16 protein-coding genes are annotated in these 21,127 nt (G+C 75.8%); 4 read left to right on the top strand and 12 right to left on the bottom strand.

What is annotated here, in order from left to right; translation table 11 throughout:
- Positions 1-84 precede the first annotated feature (84 nt).
- The 8 genes from ACFP6A_RS06995 to smc all read right to left on the bottom strand — a co-directional run bounded on the left by ACFP6A_RS06995 (position 85) and on the right by smc (position 12,622).
- Complete coding sequence (locus ACFP6A_RS06995) at positions 85-1,188, bottom strand: amidohydrolase family protein (protein ID WP_379602641.1); 1,104 nt, start codon at positions 1,186-1,188, stop codon at positions 85-87.
- Positions 1,189-1,227: 39 nt separating this feature from the next.
- The gene (gene ffh, locus ACFP6A_RS07000; protein WP_379602642.1) at positions 1,228-2,820 is read right to left on the bottom strand and encodes a signal recognition particle protein; all 1,593 of its coding nucleotides are present in this window, start codon (positions 2,818-2,820) and stop codon (positions 1,228-1,230) included.
- 39 nt (positions 2,821-2,859) lie between these two features.
- Positions 2,860-5,241, bottom strand: a complete 2,382-nt coding sequence (locus ACFP6A_RS07005) for a [protein-PII] uridylyltransferase (RefSeq protein ID WP_379602643.1) — start codon at positions 5,239-5,241, stop codon at positions 2,860-2,862.
- Positions 5,242-5,255: 14 nt separating this feature from the next.
- On the bottom strand, positions 5,256-5,594 hold the full coding sequence (locus ACFP6A_RS07010) for a P-II family nitrogen regulator (protein ID WP_379602645.1): 339 nt from the start codon (positions 5,592-5,594) through the stop codon (positions 5,256-5,258).
- On the bottom strand, positions 5,591-6,940 hold the full coding sequence (locus tag ACFP6A_RS07015; RefSeq protein WP_379602904.1) for an ammonium transporter: 1,350 nt from the start codon (positions 6,938-6,940) through the stop codon (positions 5,591-5,593). The genes ACFP6A_RS07010 and ACFP6A_RS07015 overlap by 4 nt, the downstream gene beginning before the upstream one ends.
- Before the next feature lie 185 nt (positions 6,941-7,125).
- Positions 7,126-8,334, bottom strand: a complete 1,209-nt coding sequence (ftsY, locus tag ACFP6A_RS07020) for a signal recognition particle-docking protein FtsY (protein WP_379602906.1) — start codon at positions 8,332-8,334, stop codon at positions 7,126-7,128.
- Between the two features lie 100 nt (positions 8,335-8,434).
- On the bottom strand, positions 8,435-8,983 hold the full coding sequence (locus tag ACFP6A_RS07025; protein WP_379602646.1) for a hypothetical protein: 549 nt from the start codon (positions 8,981-8,983) through the stop codon (positions 8,435-8,437).
- Positions 8,984-9,046: 63 nt separating this feature from the next.
- Positions 9,047-12,622, bottom strand: a complete 3,576-nt coding sequence (smc, locus tag ACFP6A_RS07030) for a chromosome segregation protein SMC (RefSeq protein WP_379602648.1) — start codon at positions 12,620-12,622, stop codon at positions 9,047-9,049.
- A gap of 160 nt (positions 12,623-12,782) precedes the next feature.
- Between smc and ACFP6A_RS07035 the strand changes: the two genes are divergently transcribed.
- From ACFP6A_RS07035 to cydC, 4 genes are read left to right on the top strand one after another with little or no spacing between them, the layout of a single operon-like run.
- Positions 12,783-14,228 carry a cytochrome ubiquinol oxidase subunit I gene (locus ACFP6A_RS07035; RefSeq protein WP_379602650.1) on the top strand — a complete coding sequence of 482 codons (1,446 nt, stop codon included), beginning with the start codon at positions 12,783-12,785 and terminating at the stop codon, positions 14,226-14,228.
- A 15-nt stretch (positions 14,229-14,243) separates the two neighbouring features.
- On the top strand, positions 14,244-15,275 hold the full coding sequence (cydB, locus tag ACFP6A_RS07040; RefSeq protein ID WP_379602652.1) for a cytochrome d ubiquinol oxidase subunit II: 1,032 nt from the start codon (positions 14,244-14,246) through the stop codon (positions 15,273-15,275).
- Positions 15,272-16,957, top strand: coding sequence for a thiol reductant ABC exporter subunit CydD (gene cydD, locus ACFP6A_RS07045; RefSeq protein WP_379602654.1), 1,686 nt, complete (start codon positions 15,272-15,274; stop codon positions 16,955-16,957). The genes cydB and cydD overlap by 4 nt, the downstream gene beginning before the upstream one ends.
- Positions 16,954-18,669 (top strand): thiol reductant ABC exporter subunit CydC, encoded by a 1,716-nt coding sequence (gene cydC, locus ACFP6A_RS07050; protein WP_379602656.1) that lies wholly within the window; start codon positions 16,954-16,956, stop codon positions 18,667-18,669. The genes cydD and cydC overlap by 4 nt, the downstream gene beginning before the upstream one ends.
- A 196-nt stretch (positions 18,670-18,865) precedes the next feature.
- On the opposite strand, the gene ACFP6A_RS07055 is transcribed toward cydC, so the two are convergent.
- The 4 genes from ACFP6A_RS07055 to rpmF all read right to left on the bottom strand — a co-directional run bounded on the left by ACFP6A_RS07055 (position 18,866) and on the right by rpmF (position 21,126).
- A complete protein-coding gene (locus tag ACFP6A_RS07055; protein ID WP_379602657.1) occupies positions 18,866-19,159 on the bottom strand; it encodes an acylphosphatase in 294 nt (97 codons plus the stop codon).
- Between the two features lie 92 nt (positions 19,160-19,251).
- Positions 19,252-20,157: a bifunctional DNA-formamidopyrimidine glycosylase/DNA-(apurinic or apyrimidinic site) lyase gene (gene mutM / locus ACFP6A_RS07060; RefSeq protein WP_379602659.1), complete on the bottom strand. Its 906-nt coding sequence runs from the start codon at positions 20,155-20,157 to the stop codon at positions 19,252-19,254.
- A 5-nt stretch (positions 20,158-20,162) separates the two neighbouring features.
- The gene (rnc, locus tag ACFP6A_RS07065; protein WP_379602661.1) at positions 20,163-20,918 is read right to left on the bottom strand and encodes a ribonuclease III; all 756 of its coding nucleotides are present in this window, start codon (positions 20,916-20,918) and stop codon (positions 20,163-20,165) included.
- A 10-nt stretch (positions 20,919-20,928) separates the two neighbouring features.
- A complete protein-coding gene (gene rpmF, locus ACFP6A_RS07070; protein ID WP_379602663.1) occupies positions 20,929-21,126 on the bottom strand; it encodes a 50S ribosomal protein L32 in 198 nt (65 codons plus the stop codon).
- Position 21,127 lies beyond the last annotated feature (1 nt).

Here is a 21,127-nt window from a genome sequence, read left to right on the forward strand (position 1 = left end):
CCCGGGCGGACGCGGCGGCGCACGGTGAGAGGGGCCGAGCGCGCCGGGTACGGCGGGCATTCTGCCAGACCGGGCCCCGGACCCCTAACCGGCGGCGACCACCCGGCCGCGCAGCACGACCGCCCGGGGGCTGGCCAGCACCCCGACGTCCGTGCGCGGGTCCTGCGGGTAGACGACGAGGTCCGCCTCCTCGCCCTCGCCCAGTCCGGGGCGGCCCAGCCAGCGGCGGGCCGCCCACGTCGCCGCGGACAGGGCCTGCACCGGCGGCAGCCCGGCGGTGACGAGCTCGGCGACCTCCTGGCCGACGAGCCCGTGCGGCAGGGAGCCGCCGGCGTCGGTGCCGACGTAGACCTCGATCCCGGCCTCGACGGCGCTGCGGACGGTCTCGTACCGGCGCGCGTGCAGGTCCCGCATGTGCGCCGCGTAGACCGGGAACTTGGCCTCGGCGGCGGCGGCGATGCCGGGGAAGGTGGCGATGTTCACCAGGGTCGGCACGACGGCGATCCCCCGCTCGGCGAACAGGGCGGTGGTCTGCGCCGTGAGCCCGGTGGCGTGCTCGACGCAGTCGATCCCGGCCTCGGCCAGGTCCGGCAGGGAGTCCTCGCTGAAGCAGTGCGCGGTCACCCGGGCCCCCTCCTCGTGCGCCGCCGCGATCGCGGCACGCAGCGCGTCGGCGGGCCAGCACGGGGTCAGGTCCCCGACCTCGCGGTCGATCCAGTCCCCGACGAGCTTGACCCAGCCGTCACCGCGCCGGGCCTCCCGCCGGACGTACGCCACGAGGTCCTCGGGCTCGATCTCGTGGGCGTAGTTGCGGATGTACCGGCGGGTGCGGGCGATGTGCCGCCCGGCCCGCACGATCCGGGGCAGGTCCTCCCGGTCGTCGATCCACCGGGTGTCGGCGGCCGACCCGGCGTCCCGCAGGAGCAGCGCCCCGGCCTGCCGCTCCTGCAGCGCCTGCTGCTCCGCGGTGGCGTCGTCGACGGCGCCGTGCGCGTCCAGGCCGACGTGGCAGTGGGCGTCGACGAAGCCGGGCAGCACCCAGCCGTCGAGGGTGGTCACGTCGTGGTCACCGGTGGGCCGCTCGAAGGTCAGCCGGCCGCCGACCACCCAGGCCTGGTCGCGGACGTCGGTCCCGGCGTCGGTGTGGTCGACCAGGACCGGGCCGGTCAGGTGCAGGACGTCGGTCATGCCCGGCAACCTACCGGGCAGCGGGTCCGGGCCGGTGGGTCAGCGGCCGCCGAGGAACTTCTCGAAGCCCGGCGGCAGCTGGACCTGGGACAGGTCCGGCTCGCCGTCCGGGTCCTGACCGGGGGCGCCGGCACCCAGCGCCCCGGCGCCGAACGCCGAGCCGCGGCCGGTGGCGGCCTTCTCCCGCGCCGCCTGCTCCTGCTGGGCTCGCTTGGCGGGGTTGCCCGACTTGGCCTTGCGGGGGCGTCCCTTCGCCGGGGCGGTCCGGCCGCGGGACTTCTTGCCACCGCCGGGCATCCCCGGCAGCCCCGGCATCCCCGGCACCCCGCCGCCCTGACGGAGCTGGCGCATCATCTTCTGGGCGTCGACGAAGCGCTCGAGCAGCTGGTTGACCTCGGTGACGGTGACCCCGGACCCCTTCGCGATCCGGGCACGACGCGAACCGTTGATGATCTTCGGCTGGCGGCGCTCAGCGGGCGTCATCGAGCGGACGATGGCCTCGATCCGGTCGATCTCCCGCTCGTCGAACTGCTCGAGCTGGTCGCGCACCTGGGCCATCCCCGGCAGCATCCCGAGCATCTTCTTCAGCGAGCCCATCTTGCGCAGGCCCTGCATCTGGACGAGGAAGTCCTCGAGGGTGAAGTCCTCCCCCTCGAGGAAGCGGGTGGCGAGGTCCTCGGCCTGACCGGCGTCGAAGGCCTTCTCCGCCTGCTCGATGAGGGTGAGCACGTCACCCATGTCGAGGATCCGGGAAGCCATCCGGTCGGGGTGGAAGAGCTCGAAGTCCCCGAGCTTCTCGCCGGTGGACGCGAACATCACCGGGCGGCCGGTGACCGAGGCCACCGACAGTGCTGCGCCACCGCGGGCGTCGCCGTCGAGCTTGGTCAGGGCCACCCCGGTGATGCCCACGCCGTCGGCGAAGGCGCGGGCGACGTTCACCGCGTCCTGGCCGATCATCGCGTCGAGGACGAACAGCACCTCGTCGGGCTGGACGGCGTCGCGGATGTCGGCGGCCTGCTGCATCATCTCGGCGTCGACGCCGAGGCGGCCGGCGGTGTCGACGATGACGACGTCGTACTGGCGGGCGCGGGCCTCCTGCACGCTGCGGCGGGCCACGTCGACGGGGTCGCCGACACCGTTGCCGGGCTCGGGGGCGAACACCGGCACCCCGGCGCGCTGACCGACGACCTCGAGCTGGGTGACCGCGTTCGGCCGCTGCAGGTCGGCCGCGACGAGCAACGGGGTGTGGCCCTGCTGGCGCAGCAGGTGGCCGAGCTTCCCGGCCAGGGTCGTCTTGCCGGAGCCCTGCAGGCCGGCGAGCAGGATGACCGTGGGGGGCGTCTTGGCGAACGTGAGCCGGCGGGTCGACCCGCCGAGGATGCCGACGAGCTCCTCGTTGACGATCTTGACGACCTGCTGGGCGGGGTTGAGCGCCTGGGACACCTCCGCGCCGAGGGCCCGCTCCCGGACGGTCGCGACGAACTCGCGCACCACCGGCAGGGCGACGTCGGCGTCGAGCAGGGCCCGACGGATCTCGCGGACGGTGGCGTCGACGTCGGCCTCGGTGAGCCGGCCCTTGCCGCGCAGGTTCTTGAAGGTCGCGGTGAGACGGTCGGACAGCGTGGAGAACACGGGGCGGGGTCCTCGGCGTAGGCGGACGGCGAACGGGCCTCAGGGTACGTCAGCGGACCTCGCCAGCGCGGAGAAGGCCGCGGCCTCCATGGCCGGGGTGAGGCGCCCGCCGTCCGGGCCGGACAGGTAGAGCACGTCGACGGCCTGGCCGGCGAACGTGGCGACGTGTGCCGAGCGGACGTCCACCCCGATGCCGACGAGCGCCCGGCCCAGCCGGTGCAGCAGGCCGGGCCGGTCGGCGGCGCGGACCTCGAGGACGGTGGCGTCGCTGGACCCGCCGGGGACCAGCGTCACCCTGGCCGCGGGCACGGGCCCGGCCCGTGGTCCCGGGCGCCACGACGCCTCCCGGCGCCGGAGCAGCTCGAGCACCGCCGGCTCCCCGGCCGACAGCCGCCGCAACGTGGTGCGCAGGACGGTGGCGTCGGGCGCCGAGCCGGTGGCGCCGACCCGCCAGGTGTCCACCGCCACCCCGTCGACGGTCCGGACGGTCGCCGAGCGCACGGTGAGCCCGGAGGCCGCGAGCGTGCCGGCGATGTCCGCGAACAGGCCCCGACGGTCCGGTGCGACCACGGTGACGAGGTGCTCGCCGTCCACCTCGGTCACCGAGACCTCCGGCACCCCGTCGGCGGCCACCGCCGCGACCACGTCGGCCCCCACGCCGGGGGGGTCGGCCGGCGGGGGGACCGGTTCGTCCCGCAGCACCCGGCGGGCACGGGCGACGACGTCGTCGACGAGCCGCGCCCGCCACGCCGACCACGCCGGTGGCCCGGCGGCCCGGGCGTCGGCCTCGGTGAGCGCGCGCAGCAGGTCCAGGACGTCCTCGCGGCCGTCGACCGCGGCGACGAGGGCCTCGACGGTGCGCGGGTCGTCGGGGTCCCGGCGGGTGGCCATGTCGACGAGGGTGAGGTGCTCGCGCACCAGGCGCTCGACGACGGCGGCGTCGGCAGCGGTGAGGCCGGTGCGACGCGCCACTCGCCAGGCGATCGGCGCACCGACCGCGCAGTGGTCGGTGGCACCCGGCAGCTTGCCGACGTCGTGCAGCAGGGCCGCGAGCAGCAGCAGGTCGGGGCGGGTCACGTCACGCACCAGCCGGGACGCCTCGATGCAGGTCTCGACGAGGTGCCGGTCGACGGTGTGCCGGTGCACGACGGTGCGCTGGGGCCGGTTGCGCACGGGCCACAGCTCGGGCAGCCACGCGGTGACGAGCCCAGCCTGGTCGAGGGTCTCCCAGACGCTTGCCAGCGCCGGGCCGGCGCCGAGCAGGTCCACGAAGGCTGCCCGGGCCTCCTGGGGCCAGGGGTCCGGCAGCGGTGGGGCCGACCGCGCCAGGAGCCCGGCGGTGACCGGTGACAGCGGCAGGCCGGCGCGGGCCGCGGCCGCACCGGCCCGCACCGCGAGCACCGGGTCGCCCTGCGGCCGTGCCGACCCAGCGAGGCACAGCTCGCCGTCGTGCTCGACCAGGTCACGAGCCACCGGCCGCGGCCGGGGGCGCTCACGCGGCGGCCGGCCGCGGGCCGCGGCGCCGCGGGCGCGCCGGGCCGTGGTCTCGACGGAGTGGGTCACCGCCCGCGCCGCGACCGCGGTGCTCGCGAGGAGGTCGACGGCGTCCGGCAGGCCGAGCGCCTCGGCGACGGCGTCCTGGTCGGCGAGCCCGAGCCGCTCCCCGGCACGGCGGGTGGTCAGGTGCAGGGCGTCCCGGACGTCGAGCAGCAGCGTGGTCGCCGCCCGCACCTGGGCGTGCGGGACGTCGGCGAGCCAGGTGGCGACGACGGCGCCGAGGACGACGACGTCCCGCAGGCCGCCGCGGGCCTCCTTGAGGTCCGGCTCGAGCAGGTAGGCGAGCTCGCCGTGCCGCTCCGCGCGCTCGGTGAGCGTGTCGAGCAGGGCGGGCAGACGGTTGCGGGCACCCCGGCGCCAGTCCTCCCGGAGCGTCTCGCGGGCCCGCAGCACGAGAGCGGCGTCCCCGGCGACCGGCCGCAGGTCCAGCAGCCCGACGGCGGCGGTGACGTCCTGCGCGGCGACCTGCCGGCACTGCGCCACCGAGCGGACCGAGTGGTCGAGCCGCAGACCGGCGTCCCAGACCGGGTACCACAGGGACTCGGCGAGCGCCGCGACGTCGGGCCCGCGCACCGTCCGACCGTCGTGCAGGAGGACCAGGTCCAGGTCCCCCGCCGGGCCGGCGTCCCGACGGGCGTGCCCCCCGACGGCCGCGAGCGCCACCCCGGCGGGGGGTGGCGTCGCGGCCGCCCAGACGTCCCCGAGCCAGCTGTCGACGAGCGCGGCGAGCGCGTGGCGGCGCCGGCCGCCGGCCTGCGGGTCGCGCAGGTCGCAGCGGGCAGCCAGCTCGAACCGCTCGGCCCGCAGGTCCCGGGAGCCGGCCGGCCGGCTCCCTCGCCCGGCCGGCACCGGTGCGACCCGCACGCCGTCGCCACCAGCTACAGGGCGTCGACGCCGTGCTCGCCGGTGCGGACGCGCACCACGTCCTCGACCGGCACGGTCCACACCTTGCCGTCGCCGATCTTCCCCGTTTGCGCCGCCTTGACGACCACCTCGACGACGTCCGCGACGTCGACGTCGTCGACGAGCACCTCGATGCGGACCTTGGGCACGAGGTCGACGTTGTACTCCGCCCCCCGGTAGACCTCGGTGTGGCCTCGCTGGCGGCCGTACCCGCTGGCCTCGCTGACGGTCAGCCCCTGGACGCCGTACGCCTCCAGGGCCGTCTTGACGTCCTCGACCTTGTGCGGCTTGACGACCGCGGTGACGAGCTTCATGCCGAGACCTCCTCGGTAGACGTGGTGGAGCGGGTGGCCGGCGTGCCACCGGTGCCGGGCCGGAAGCCGCCGGCGCCGAGGCCACCGAAGTCGTAGCCGGACTCCGCGTGCACGGCCTGGTCGATGCCGGCCACCTCGTCGTCGGGGTCGACCCGGAAGCCCATGGTGCGGTGCAGCAGAAGGCCGACGACCAGGGTGACGACGAACGAGTAGGCCAGGACGGCGAGCGCCCCCACGACCTGGCGCCACAGCTGGTCGGCGCCGCCGCCGTACAGTAGCCCGTCGACGCCGGCGGGGGCGGCAGCGGTGGCAAGGAAGCCCACCCCGATGGTCCCGACGAGGCCACCGACGAGGTGGACGCCGACGACGTCCAGCGAGTCGTCGTAACCGAAGCGGTACTTCAGGCCCACGGCGAGGGCGCACAGCACGCCGGCGACGGCACCGAGCACGATGGACCCGACCGGTGACAGTGCCGCGGCGGCCGGGGTGATGGCGACCAGGCCGGCCACGACGCCGGACGCCGCGCCGAGCGACGTGGCGTGCCCGTCGCGGATCTTCTCGGTCGCCAGCCAGGCCAGAGCGGCGGCACCGGTGGCCACCAGCGTGTTGACCCACGCGACGGCGGCGGTGTTGTTCGCGGCGAGGGCCGAGCCGGCGTTGAAACCGAACCAGCCGAACCACAGCAGTCCGGCACCGATCATCACCAGCGGCAGGTTGTGCGGCCGCAGGACGTCCTTGCCGAAGCCTCTCCGCTTGCCGAGCACGAGGGCCAGGGCCAGCGCGGCCGCACCGGCGTTGATGTGAACGGCGGTCCCACCGGCGAAGTCGATCGCGGCGAGCTGGTTGGCGATCCAGCCCCCGACGTGCGTGGTCTGGCCGGCGTCGTCGGTGACGGTGAAGTCGAACACCCAGTGCGCCACCGGGAAGTAGACGATCGTCGCCCAGACGCCGGCGAAGACCATCCAGGTGCCGAACTTCGTCCGGTCGGCGATGGCGCCGGAGATCAGCGCGACGGTGATCACGGCGAAGACGGCCTGGAAGCCGACGAAGGCCATCGCGGGCAGGCCCCCGCCCTCCGACGTCGTGTCCTCCATCAGCCCGGCCAGGCCGAGGTACTGGGTCGGGTCGCCGAGCAGTCCGGCGCCCAGGTCGTCGCCGAACGCCATGGAGTACCCGTAGAGCACCCACAGGACGCTGATGAGGGCCAGGGCGCCGAAGCTCATCATCATCATGTTGAGCACGCTCTTGGCGCGGACCATGCCGCCGTAGAAGAGTGCGAGCCCCGGGGTCATCAGCAGCACCAGCGCGGCGCTCGTGAGGATCCAGGCGGTGTCGCCGGTGTTCACCACGGCAACCTCCTGCGAGTCGTGGTCGGGGCCGGCGTCCCGGGCCGTCGTCGTCGTCGACGCCGTCGGGTCCGGCCGGCTCTGTCGCAGGAGACGGTGACGGCGCGGTGTTTCCGACGGCGTCCTGTCGTGTTACCGGCAGGTGACGGGTGTGGCCGCCCGGTGAAACCTCTGTTTCGCCCGCCTCACGCGAGCAGGGCGTCGACGAACGCCTCCGGTTCGAACGGGGCGAGGTCGTCGGCACCCTCGCCGAGCCCGACGAGCTTGACCGGGACGCCGAGCTCGCGCTGCACGGCGACGACGATGCCGCCCTTGGCGGTGCCGTCGAGCTTGGTCAGGACGATGCCGGTGACGTCGACGACCTCGGAGAACACCTGCGCCTGGCGCATCCCGTTCTGGCCGGTCGTGGCGTCCAGGACGAGCAGGACCTCGTCGACCGGGCCGTGCCGCTCGACCACCCGCTTCACCTTGCCGAGCTCGTCCATCAGCCCGACCTTGTTCTGCAGCCTGCCGGCGGTGTCGATAAGGACGACGTCCGCCTCCACCTCGATCCCGGCCTTGACGGCGTCGAACGCCACCGACGCGGGGTCGGCCCCCTCACGGTCGGACCGGACCGTCGGCACGCCGACCCGCTCCCCCCACGTCTGCAGCTGGTCGGCGGCGGCCGCCCGGAAGGTGTCCGCGGCGCCCAGGACGACGTCCTTGTCCTGGGCGACGAGCACCCGGGCGAGCTTGCCGACCGTCGTCGTCTTGCCCGTGCCGTTGACACCGACGACGAGCACCACCGCCGGGCGGTCGGGGTGCCGCTCGACCGCGAGGGAGCGGTCGGTGTCCGGGCCCACCACGCGCAGCAGCTCCTCGCGCAGCAGGGCCCGCACCTGGTCGGGCTCACGGGCGCCCAGCACGCGGACCCGTTCGCGCAGCCGGTCGACGAGCTCGGTGGCCGGGCCCACCCCGAGGTCGGCGAGCAGCAGGGTCTCCTCGACCTCCTCCCAGGTGGTCTCGTCGACTGTCTCCCGGGACAGCAGGGTCAGCAGCCCCCTGCCGAGGGTGGAGCTCGAGCGGGAGAGCCGCTCGCGCAGGCGGACCATCCGGCCCGCCACGGGCGCCGGCCGCTCGACCGTGGGCGCCGCCGGCGCGGACGGCTCGGCGACGTCGGCGTCCGTGGCCGCGGGGGCGTCGAGGCTCGGGGCCTGCACGGTCTCGACCGTGCGCAGCGGGGTGTCCCGCGGCTCCTCGGCGTCGTCGCCGACGCCCGGCCGGTAGTCCACACCCGGACGTCGCTCGCCGGGCGGGGCGGTCCGGTCGCGGCCGGGCCGGCGGCGCAGCAGGCCGACGAGGACGCCGGCGGCGACGACGGCGAGGGCGACGGCAAGGGCGATGACGAGCTCGATGGACTCCACGGGGTCCTAGCCTTCCAGACGGCCTTCCAGACGGCCTTCCAGACGGCCCTGCAGAGAGCCTTCCAGGCGCTTCAGGGGCTGCCGGCGCGGGTCAGCGACGGTGCCGGGGCCCCGGCTCCGGCTCGCCCCACTCCAGGCGGCGGGCCAGCCGGGCCCGGGCGAGGGCGGGAGGCTCCCGGTCGGGGCCGGGCGCCCGGTCACGCAGGTCGATGACGTCGTCCTCGGCGGCCGGTACCGGTGGCGGGTCGGCGACGGCGGTCGCCGAACGGGTGACCACCGCGGTAGACCCGGCGCGGGTCGCCGCCCGGGCCCGGGTGACGGCCGCCGCGCCGACCGTCGCGGCCTGGCGCCCCGCGGAGACGGTGGTGTCCCGTACCGAGCCGGCACGGGCCCGGACGCCGGTCGCGGCACCTCGCAGGGCGGCGCCGCCGCGGTCGCGGGACCCGGCGCGACGGGTCCGGGCCTGCTCCCGGGCCTCGACGGCGAGGGCGCGGGCGCGGGCACGTGCCTCACGCACCGCCGCCTCGCCGTCCGGGGTGAGGATCCGCTCCCCCTCCCGCACCCGCGGCACGGCCACCAGCGCGAGCACGACCACGGCGGTGCCGAGGCTCACGAGCATCCCGATGGCGACGACGGTCACGGCACTACGGTGCCTCACCCGCGACCGCCCGGCCACACGGGTCCGGCCCGCGGCCGGGGCGGCTCAGGCGTCCGCGAGCTCGCGCAGCCGCTGGCTCACCACGGTCGTCACCCCGTCGCCGCGCATGCTGACGCCGTAGAGGGCGTCGGCGATCTCCATGGTCCGTTTCTGGTGGGTGATGATGATCAGCTGGCTGGAGGCGCGGAGCTCCTCGAGCAGGGTGATGAGCCGGCCGAGGTTCGTGTCGTCCAGAGCCGCCTCGACCTCGTCGAGCACGTAGAACGGGCTGGGCCGGGCCTTGAAGATGGCCACCAGCAGGGCGACGGCGGTCAGCGAGCGCTCGCCGCCGGACAGCAGGCTGAGCCGCTTGACCTTCTTGCCCGCCGGCCGCGCCTCGACCTCGATGCCGGTCGTCAGCAGGTCGTCGGGGTCGGTGAGCACGAGCCGGCCCTCGCCGCCGGGGAACAGCCGCGGGAAGACCTCCTCGAAGTGGCGGGCGGTGTCGTCGAACGCCTCGGCGAACACCTGCTCGACCCGCTCGTCGACCTGGCGGACGATGTCCAGCAGGTCCTTGCGGGACCGCTTGAGGTCCTCCAGCTGCTCGGTGAGGAACGTGTGCCGCTCCTCCAGCGCCGCGAACTCCTCGAGCGCCAGCGGGTTGACCCGGCCGAGCTGGGCCAGGGCACGCTCGGCCCGGCGCAGCCGCTTCTCCTGCTCGGCGCGCACGAACGGGACGGCGGCGGGCGGCTCGTCCGGCTCCGGGTCCCCGGGAGCCGGCGGCGACGGGGGCACCGGCCGGTGCGGGCCGAACTCCTCGACGAGCACCTCCGGGTCGAGTCCGAGCTCCTCGGTGGCCCGCTGCTGGAGCTGCTCGACCCGGAGCCGCTGCTGGGCGCGGGCGACCTCGTCGGCGTGCACGGAGTCGGTCAGCTCCCGCAGCTCGGCGGCCAGCGTGTCGAGCTGCTCGCGCACCTGCGCGGTCTCGGCGGCGCGCCGGGCCCGCTCGGCCTCGCCGTCGTCCCGGTCGACGGCGGCGTCCGCCAGGGTCCGCTCGAGCACCCGGAGCGCCGCGGCGGCCCCGACCTCCACGGCGCGCGCCACCTCGGCCTGGCGGCGGCGCTGCTCGGCCCGGCGGGCGGCGCGCACCGCCGCCTCGCGCTCGGTCCGGGCCGCGCGCTCCAGGGACTCGGCCCGCCCGGACAGGGCCCGCAGCCGCTCCTCACCGGTCCGCAGCGCCAGACGCGCCTCGGTCTCCGCGGTGCGGGCCGCCGCGGCCGCCGCGGCGAGCCGGTCCCGCTCCCCGGTGTCGGGCTCGGCCTCCGCCGGCTCCTCCTGCGCGGCCCGCAGCCGCTCGGTGAGGTCGTGCAGGTCCCGCCGGTCGGCCTCGAGCTGCTCGGTGGCCCGGGCCAGGCTGCTGGTGAGCCGCTCCGCCTCCGCCCGGGCGGCCCGCACCACGGACCCGAGCTGGCCGAGCCGCTCGGCGACCGCCGCGAGCCGGGCGTCGGACTCGTGCAGCCGCTCGAGGGCCGCCTCGACCCGTTCCCGGGCGGCGTCCCGGCGGGCGGTGGCCTCCTGGACGCCGAAGCGGGACCGTTCGGCGCGCCGGACGGCGTCCTGCAGCCGTTCGGTCGCCTCGTCCACCGCCGCCTGCACCTGCAGCCGGCTGGGTGCGGCGGCCGAGCCGCCCCGGGCCGTGGTGACGGACAGCACGTCGCCGGCGGCGGTGACGGCGACGAGGTCGGGCCGGGCGGAGACGACCCGCCGGGCCTCGGCCAGCCCGGGGACGAGGACGTGCCGGGCCAGCAGGCTGCGCACGACGTCGGCCACCGGGGCGCGGCCGGCGACCACGTCCACCAGCGCGACCGTGCCCTCGGGCAGCCCGTCGAGGGAGGGCGCCTCGACCGGCTCGCCGGCCCCGGTCGGGCCGACGAGCAGCCCCGCACGGCCGGCGTCCTGGTCGCGCAGCAGCCGCAGGGCGTCCACGGCGGAGCCGAGCCCGTCGACGGCGACGGCGTCGGCCACGTCCCCGAGGGCGGCGGCGACGGCGTCCTCGTACCCGGCCTCGACGGCGAGCAGGCCGGCCAGCGGACCGAGCAGGCCGGGCAGCTGCTCGCCGGCGGCCAGCAGCGCTCCCGCGCCGTCCTTGCGCTCCAGGCCCATCTCGAGCGCCTCACGGCGCGCCGTCCACGTGGCCCGGTCACGCTCGGCGTCCCGCTCTGCCTCCCGCAGCCGGTCGAGCTCGGCCTCGACGTCCGCCAGCGCGGCGACCGCCGCCTCGTGCTCGGCGTCCAGGTCCTCCTCGCCCTCCTCGACCCCGGCGACCTGCGACTCCACCGCGGTGAAGTCGGACTGCGCGGCCGCGCCCCGGCGCTCGGCCTCGGCGAGGGCGTCGCGCAGCCGCCCGATCTCGCCCTCCGCGGCCTCCACCCGGCTGCGCCGGGCCGCGACCTGCCCGGCGAGCCGGGCCAGGCCCTCACGCCGGTCGGCGGCGGCCCGCAGCCGGGCGGCGACCCGGCGGTCCTCCTCGGTGAGCGCCTGCTCGGCGTCGGTGCGGGCGGTGACGGCGTCCTGCAGGGTGGCGCCGAGCCGGGCCACCTCCTGCGCCAGGGCCGCCTCCTGCGCGCGCACCTCGGCGGCCTGCGCCTCCAGGTCACCGGGGTCCCGGCCGCCTCCGCGCTCCTCGGTGGCCGCGCTGCCGAGCAGACGCAGCCGCTCGGCGGCGAGGGTCGCGGTGCCGCGCAGTCGTTCCCGCAGCGACTGGAGCGCGTAGTAGGTGTCGGCCGCCGCGGCGAGCCGCGGCGAGGCCTCCTGCGCCAGCCGCTCCAGCGTGCCCAGACGGGCCCTGGCCTCCTCCAGCCGCGACTCCACCTCCTGCTGGCGCCGGCGTAGCGCGGTCTCGTCGGCGACCTCCGCCTCGAGGGTCGCGGTGAGCTGGACGAGCTCGTCGGCGAGCAGCCGGGCGCGGGCGTCGCGGACGTCGGCCTGCACGGTCCGGGCCCGACGGGCCACCTCGGCCTGGCGGCCCAGGGGGCCGAGCTGTCGGCGGATCTCCGCGGTGAGGTCGGTGAGCCGGGTGAGGTTGGCCTGCATCGCGTCGAGCTTGCGCAGGGCCTTCTCCTTGCGCTTGCGGTGCTTGAGGACGCCGGCCGCCTCCTCGATGAAGCCGCGGCGCTCCTCGGGGGTGGCCCGCAGCACCGCGTCGAGCTGGTTCTGCCCGACGACGACGTGCATCTCCCGGCCGATACCGGAGTCGGACAGCAGCTCCTGGACGTCGAGCAGCCGGGCGGGGGCGCCGTTGATCGCGTACTCCGAGCCGCCGGACCGGAACATCGTCCGGGTGATCGTCACCTCGGTGTAGTCGATCGGCAGCGCGCCGTCGGTGTTGTCGATGGTGAGGCTCACCTCGGCGCGGCCCAGCGGTGGGCGTCCCGCGGTGCCGGCGAAGATGACGTCCTCCATCTTGCCGCCGCGCAGGCTCTTGGCGCCCTGCTCGCCCATCACCCACGCCAGGGCGTCGACGACGTTGGACTTGCCCGAGCCGTTGGGGCCCACCACGCAGGTGATGCCGGGCTCGAGGCGCAGCGTGGTCGCCGAGGCGAAGGACTTGAAGCCCTTGAGGGTGAGGGTCTTGAGGTGCACGTCTCGGCTCAGTTCTGGTCGACCTGCGGACGGCGGTCACCCTAGCGCCGGGAGGGGACGAAACCGGGACCTTGGACCCGGGTCCCCCGGTCGCGACGCGGCCTAGCGTTTGTCCGGACCTGGCGGCGGCCCGGTCCCGACCCGATCCTGGAGGAGACCGTTGGACGCCCTCGACGTGGCCCGCCTGCAGTTCGGCGTGACGACCGTCTACCACTTCATGTTCGTGCCGCTGACGATCGGCCTGGCGCCGCTGGTGGCGATCCTGCAGACGATGTGGTACCGCACCGGCCAGGCCCGGTACTACCGGCTCACCCAGTTCTTCGGCAAGCTGCTGCTGATCAACTTCGCCATCGGCGTCGTCACCGGGATCGTCCAGGAGTTCCAGTTCGGGATGAACTGGAGCGAGTACTCGCGGTTCGTCGGCGACGTGTTCGGCGCCCCGCTCGCGATCGAGGGCCTCGCCGCCTTCTTCGTCGAGTCGACGTTCCTCGGGCTGTGGATCTTCGGCTGGGACCGGCTGCCGCGCGCGATCCACCTCGCCACCATCTGGGCTGTGGCCGTGGCCACCTGGGCGAGCGCCTACTTCATCCTCGCCGCGAACTCCTTCATGCAGCACCCGGTGGGCGTCCGGTTCAACCCGGAGACGGGCCGGGCCGAGCTGACGAGCATCTGGGAGCTGATGACCAACGTCACCACGCTCGCCGCTTTCCCGCACGTGGTCGCCGGCTCGGTGCTCACCGGGGCCACCTTCATGGCGGCGATCGCGACCTGGTGGATGGTGCGCTCGGCACGCCGCGGGGACCTCGCCGAGGCGCGCGTCTACCGGCCCGCCGCCATCCTCGGGCTGTGGACCATCCTGGTCTCCGGTGTCGCCGTCACGGTGACCGGCGACTGGCAGGCCAAGCTCATGTTCGAGCAGCAGCCGATGAAGATGGCCGCCGCCGAGGCGCTGTGCGACACCGAGACCGGGGCCGGGTTCAGCATCATCGCCGTCGGCGACCTGCAGAACCGCTGCGACGTGCGTCAGCTCACCGTGCCCGGACTGACCTCGTTCATGGCGACCGGGGACCCTGACGCCACCCTCAAGGGAGTGCGCGACCTCCAGGAGGAGTACACCGAGCGGTACGGCGACAACGGGTCCTACGTGCCGATCCTGCCGGTGACGTACTGGAGCTTCCGGCTCATGATCGGGTTCGGGGTGGTGTCAGCCCTGCTGGCCCTGGCGGGCCTGTGGCTCACCCGCCGAGGCCGGGTACCCGACGACGAGCGTCTCGGGCGCTGGGCGCTGTGGGCGATCCCGGCGCCGTTCCTGGCGAACACCGTCGGCTGGATCTTCACCGAGATGGGCCGCCAGCCGTGGGTGGTTGCCCCGAACCCGACCGGGATCGACGGCGTGTGGATGCTCACCCGGGACGGCGTGTCCGGGCACGACGCCTGGGTGGTGTGGGTGTCGCTGATCGCCTTCACGGTCATCTACGGAGCCCTCGCCGTGGTCTGGTTCGGGCTCATGCGGCGGTACGCCGCCCACGGCGCCCCGGTTGAGGACCCGCCCCCGGAGCACCTCGACGAGGGCGACGAGTCCGAGCCCCTGCACTTCGCCTACTGACCTCCGGAGACCGCCGTGGACCTCACCGTCGTCTGGTTCGTGCTCATCGCCGTGCTCTGGCTCGGCTACCTCGTGCTCGAGGGCTTCGACTTCGGCGTCGGCATGCTGCTGCCCGTGCTGGGCCGCGAGGACCGCCGCCGCCGCGTCATGATCAACACCATCGGACCGGTGTGGGACGGAAACGAGGTGTGGGTGATCGTCGCCGGTGGCGCCACCTTCGCCGCCTTCCCGGAGTGGTACGCCACCCTGTTCAGCGGCTTCTACCTGCCGCTGCTGCTCATCCTCGCCGCGCTGATCGTCCGGGGGGTCGCGTTCGAGTGGCGGGGCAAGGTGAACGACGACCGCTGGCGCCGGCGCGCGGACTGGGCCATCATCGTCGGCTCCTACGTACCGGCGCTGCTGTGGGGCGTGGCGCTGGCCAACATCGTCCACGGCGTCCCGATCGACGCGGACAAGCAGTTCACCGGCACCGTGCTCACGCTGCTCAACCCGTACGCACTGCTCGGCGGGCTCACCACGCTGGGACTGTTCGCGCTGCACGGCGCCGTCTTCGTGGCGCTCAAGACCGACGGCCCGGTGCGCGAGGACGCCGGCCGGCTGGCCGAGCGGCTCGCCGTACCGGTGGGCGTCGTCGCGGGCGTGTTCGCCCTGTGGACCCAGCTGGCCTTGGGCAAGACCTGGACCTGGGTCGCCGTCGTGGTCGCAGCCGCTGCCCTCCTCGGCGTGGTGCGGGCGACCCGGGTGCGCCGTGAGGGCCGGGCGTTCGCGCTCACCACCGTCACGATCGCGTCCGCGGTGGTCCTGCTGTTCGGCTCGCTGTTCCCGGCGGTGATGCCCTCGACCACGGACCCGGCCTACTCGCTGACCATCGAGAACGCGTCCTCCAGCCCGTACACCCTCATGGTGATGACCTGGATCGCGGTCGCGATGCTGCCCTTCGTCCTCCTCTACCAGGGTTGGACGTACTGGGTGTTCCGCCGCCGGATCACGCTCGACCGGATCCCCGAGTACACCGGCCTGAAGCCCGACCGGCCCGCGGCCCGGTGAGCGCACCGCTCGACCCGCGGCTGCTGGCCCGGGCCCGGGCGGCCCGCGGCTGGGTGGCACTCGCCGCCGCGCTCCAGGTCGGCAACGCCGCGCTCGTCGTGGTCCAGGCGTTCCTGCTGGGCGACGCGCTGGCCGGAGTCGTCACCGGGTCGGCCACGACGGGCTCGGTCGCGGAGGCGGTGGCCTGGCTGGCCCTCGTCGTCGGCGGGCGGGCCCTGCTCGCCGGCGCCCAGGAGCGGTTCGCCCACCGCGCGGCCGTGGACGTCGTCGCCGAGCTGCGCGGCGCCCTCGTCGACCACCTCGCGGCGGCCGGCCCGGCCGCGCTGCACGGCAGGACCGCCGCACTGACCACCCTGGCGACCCGCGGCCTGGACGCCCTCGACGGCTACCTCGTGCGCTACCTGCCACAGCTGCTCGCGACCGCCCTGGTGACCCCGGCCCTGCTGGCCGTCGTCCTCACCCAGGACCTGCTGTCGGCGGTGCTCATGGCGGTGACCCTCCCGCTGGTGCCGCTGTTCATGGCCCTCGTCGGCTGGACGACGCGCAGCCGGGCCCGGGTGCGGATGGAGCGGATGGAGCGGCTCGGCGAGCAGCTGCTCGACCTCGTCGCCGGCCTGCCGACGCTGCGGGCGCTCGGCCGCGAGCTCGACCAGGCCGCCCGGGTCCGTGCGGTCGGGGAGGCCTACCGCCGCTCGACCAGCGCGGTGCTGCGCCAGGCGTTCCTGTCCAGCCTCGTGCTCGAGCTGTTCACCACGCTGTCCGTCGCGCTGGTCGCGGTCGGCATCGGGCTGCGCCTGGTCTCCGGTGACCTCGACCTGCGAACCGGTCTCGTCGTCCTCGTGCTCGCTCCCGAGGTGTACCTGCCGCTGCGGATGGTCGGCCAGCACTTCCACGCCAGCGCCGACGGGATCGCCGCGGCCGGGGAGGCCCTCGACGTCCTGGCCGGGCCGGTGCGCCGGGCCGGCACGGCGCCCGCCCCCGCCGTCGGTGGCATCCGGTTCGAGGCGGTGAGCGTCGAGCACCCGGGCCGGGCGGTGACCGCACCCGCGGACCTGGACCTGGAGCTGGTGCCCGGGAGGGTCACCGCCCTGGTCGGCGACAGCGGGGCCGGCAAGTCCACCGCGGTCGAGGTGCTGCTGGGACTGCGCCGGCCGGACGCCGGGCGGGTCCTCGTCGTGCCACCGGACGGCGGACCGCCGGTGGACCTGGCCGACGTGGACCCGGACACCTGGCGGTCCCGCCTCGCCTGGGTCCCCCAGCGACCCGTCATCGTGCCCGACACCCTGGCCGGCAACGTCCGGCTCGTCGCCCCCGACGCCACGGACGACGAGGTGCGCGCCGCGGCGGCACAGGCCGGGCTCAACGAGGTGGTCGACACCCTGCCAGGTGGGTGGCAGACCCCGCTGGGGACCGGTGGGGCCGGCCTGTCCGCGGGGCAGCGGCAGCGGATCGCCCTGGCCCGGGCGCTGCTGCGGGTGTCCCGCGGCGCACACGTCGTCGTGCTCGACGAGCCGACCGCGCACCTCGACGCCGGCAGCGAACGGCTGCCCCTGGACGTCATCGCCAGGCTGCGCGACGCCGGGTGCGCGGTCCTCGTCGTCGCCCACCGTCCCGCCCTGGTCGCGGCCGCCGACGACGTCGTGACCGTCCGGGCCGCCGCCGCTGAGCGGGTGCCGGTGTGAGCCCGCGCCCGCGGCGACCGCTGCACGAGGTGCTCGCCGCGCTGGAGGTGGAGCCCCGGCGCGCCGCGGTCGCCGTCCTCGCCGGAGCCCTCGCCCTCGGCAGCGCCGTGGCCCTCACCGGCGTCTCGGCGTGGTTGATCGCCCGGGCCTCGCAGCAGCCGCCGGTGCTCGACCTGACCCTGGCAGTGGTCAGCGTCCGGGCGCTGGGCATCGGCCGCGGGGTGTTCCGCTACCTCGAGCGGGTCGCCGCCCACGACCTCGCCCTGCGCGGGCTCGTCGTGCTGCGCGAGCGGGTGTACCGGTCGCTCGCCACGGCCCCGCCGCAGCGGGTCGCGGCCCTGCGCCGCGGGGAGCTGCTGACGCGGTTCGGCGACGACGTGGACGCCGTCGGGGACGTCGTCGTCCGCGGCGTCCTGCCGTTCGCGGTGGCGCTCGTCGTCGGCCTGGGCGCGGTGCTCGCCACCACCCTCGTGCTGCCGGCCGCCGGCGTCGTGCTGCTGGCTGCCCTGCTCGTGGCCGGCGTCGTGGCCCCGCAGCTGGCAGCCCGCTCGGCCACCGAGGCCCTGCGCGGAGCCCAGCAGGCCCGCGAGGCGGTCACCGCCGAGACCGCGGCGCTGCTCGACGGGCTCGCCGAGCTCGAGGTGGCCGGTGCGGTCCCCGCCCGGCGGCGCCGGCTGGCCGAGCTGGAGACGGCCCTGGCGCAGCGGCTCGACCGCGCCGCACGCCCGGCGGCCCTCGCCTCGGCGGTCCAGGTGCTCGCCACCGGGGCGGCCGTCCTGGGCGCGCTGGTCCTGGGCTCTGCGGCGGTCCGTGCCGGCACGCTCGGCGAGGTGTGGCTGCCGGTCGTCGTCCTGCTGCCGCTGGCGGCCGCCGAGGCGGTGGCCCAGCTGCCGGCGGCCGCGACCGAGCTGGTCCGCGGCCGGGACGCGGCGGCCCGCCTGGCGGACCTGCTGGCCGGGCAGGAGACCGGGGCCCCGGTCCCCGCCCGGGTTCCCTCGCCGCGCTCGCACGCCGCGGGCGGGGGCCTGGTCACCCGTGGGCTGGCCGTCGGGTGGCCGGACGGACCGGTCCTGCTGCGCGGGATCGACCTGGACGTCTCCCCGGGTCGCGTCGTCGCGGTCGCCGGGCCGAGCGGGGAGGGCAAGAGCACCCTGCTGCTCACCCTGGCCGGGCTGCTGCCGCCGCGGGCCGGCACGGTGCACGCCGGGACGGTCCACCTCACCAGTGAGGAGGCGCACGTCTTCGGCACGACGGTGGCCGAGAACCTCCGGCTGGCCGCCGGGGCGGTCCCGGACGCCGTCCTCGTGCGGGCCGTGGAGACGGTGGGGCTCGGCCCGTGGCTGGCCTCCCTGCCCCAGGGGCTGGAGACGGTGCTGGCCAGCGGGGGGACGGACCTGTCCGGCGGCCAGCGCCGGCGGCTGCTCGTGGCCCGGGCGCTGCTGACCGGCGCGACGACGCTGCTCGTCGACGAACCGGCCGAGCACCTGGACCCGGCGTCCGCCGACGCACTCGTCGCGGATCTCGCGGCGGCCTGCCGGGCCGGCGGGCGCGGTCTGCTCGTGGTGAGCCACCGGCTCGCCGGCCTGGCGGCCGTCGACGAGGTGCTGCTGCTCGGCGGGGGCCGGGTCGTGGCCCGGGGCTCGCACGAGGTGCTGCTGGACCGGCCGGACTACCGCGCGGCGGTCGACTGGGAGGCCGGGCAGCTGCGCTGAGCGAGGCTCAGCAGGTGCAGCGGCGGTCCTGCGGGACGCCGGCCATCACCTGGTCGACGTGCATGCCGCAACCGGACCAGGTGATCTTGTTGCACTGACGGCAGACGACGGGGCTGCACATGGCGATCTCCTCCGGGTCGGTGGAACGGTTGTCCGAACAATACCCAGGGGGGTATGCGCGGTCAACCGGAAGCGGTCACCGCTCGACGAAGCCGGCCGGCCGCCCGGTGGCCTCGGCCCACCGGGCGCTGACCCCCGTCACCCGACCGGGCCGCCCGGGCACCGGCCCCTCGAGCCGCGCGAGCAGCTCGGCCAGAGCCGCCGTGGCCCCCTCGGCGACCACCTCGACGCGACCGTCGTCGGTGTTGCGCGCGTGGCCGACCAGACCGAGCGCGAGCGCCTGCGAGCGGACCCAGCTGCGGAACCCGACCCCCTGGACGTGCCCGCGCACCACGGCGGTGAGCCGCGCGACGTCCTGCGGTGCGCCCACTCGACCCTCCCTTCGTGATCATGCAATCCCGCCACCCCCGCACCCACTCGTGATCATGCAGTCCCGGTACAGCGGTGACGAACCCGCTCCGGTCACCAGCGTGCCCGGCGGGGCGGGGGCTGGCACGTCGGGCAGGTGAACGACGAACGGTTCATGAACGGCTCGCGGCGCACGAGCGCTGCACACCGCGGGCAGGGCCGGCCCGCCTGGCCGTAGACCGCCAGCGACCGGTCGAACCACCCGCTGCGCCCGTTGACGTCGACGTAGAGGGCGTCGAAGCTCGTCCCGCCCTGGAGCAGGGCCTCCCCCAGCACCGCCCGGACGTGCTCGAGCAGGCCGACGGCGGTGGCGCGGGTCAGGGTGTCCGTGGGCCGGGCGTAGTGCAGCCGCGCGCGCCACAGCGCCTCGTCGGCGTAGATGTTGCCGATCCCCGACAGCAGGGTCTGGTCGAGCAGGGCCCGCTTGACCCCGGTGCGCCGGCGGCGCAGCCGACGCTGCCAGGCCTCGACGTCCAGGTACGGGTCCAGCGGGTCCCGGGCGATGTGCGCGACCTGGTGCGGCAGGGCAGCGGCGGACGGCGTCCCGGCGCCGCCGGTGCCGGCCGGCAGACCGTCCGCGGTGGGCTCGAGGGGGACGACGGCCAGCCCGCCGAACATCCGCTGGTCGACGAACCGCAGCTCGCGCTCGCCGTCCAGGCCCACCCGCACCCGCAGGTGCCGCTCGGCGGGGGCGTCCAGGGGCTGCACCAGCAGCTGGCCGCTCATCCCGAGGTGCACGAGCAGGGCCTCGTCGGAGTCGAGCTGGAGCCACAGGTACTTGCCCCGGCGCACCGCGTCGACGGCGACGGCCCCCTGCAGCCGGGCGGCCAGGTCCGCGGGACCGGCCAGGTGGCGGCGCACCGGCCGGGGGTGCAGGACCTCGACGGCGCCGAGCCGGGAGCCGACCACCCAGCGCACGAGGCCGCGCCGCACCACCTCGACCTCGGGCAGCTCGGGCACGGTCTCTAGTCCCGGGCCGGACCGGCCTCGGCGCGCAGTGCGCGCCAGGCAGCCGCGGCGGCCTCCTGCTCGGCCTCCTTCTTGCTGCGCCCGGTCCCCTGACCCCAGGTCGTGCCGCCGACGACGACGACGGCGTGGAAGACCTTGGCGTGGTCCGGGCCCTCCTCCTGCAGCCCGTACTCCGGGACGCCGAGGGCGAGCCCGGCCGTCAGCTCCTGCAGGCTGGTCTTCCAGTCCAGGCCGGCGCCAAGGGTCATCGACGAGGCGAGCAGCGGGTCGACGAGCCGGTGGACCAGGTCCCGGGTGACCTCGATCCCGTGGTCGAGGTAGGCCGCGCCGAGGACGGCCTCGAGGGTGTCGGCGAGGATCGAGGACTTGTCCCGTCCCCCGGTGGTCTCCTCCCCGCGCCCCAGCAGGACGTGCGCCCCGAGGTCCAGCCCGCGGGCGACGTCCGCGAGCGCCCGCATGTTCACCACTGCCGCGCGCAGCTTCGCCAGCTGGCCCTCGGGCAGCTCGGGGTGCCGCCGGTACAGCGCGTCGGTGACGACGAGCCCGAGCACCGCGTCACCGAGGAACTCCAGCCGCTCGTTCGTCGGCAGACCGCCGTTCTCGTAGGCGTAGGACCGGTGCGTCAGGGCACGCTCGAGCAGCCCGCGGTCGATCCGCAGCCCCAGCCGGGCCTGCAGGTCGTCCAGCGGGCTGCTGCCCGGCCCGGCCGGGGCCTGGGCCCCGGCGGCGCCGGTGTGCTGCCGCTCTCCCACCGCGACGCGGTCAGCCGCGCCCGTGCTCCGGACGCAGCGCCTCGACGTAGCTGCGGGTCTTGTAGGCGCCGCAGGCCGGGCACGCGGCGTGCGGCAGCTTCGGCTCCCGGCACCGCGGGCACGTGGTCAGCGTCGCAGCGCTCGCCTTCCACTGGGAGCGGCGGGAACGCGTGTTGCTGCGGGACATCTTCCGCTTCGGGACGGCCACG

The sequence above is a fragment of the Quadrisphaera sp. GCM10027208 genome, from assembly GCF_042658805.1.
GTDB lineage: Bacteria > Actinomycetota > Actinomycetes > Actinomycetales > SCSIO-59966 > SCSIO-59966.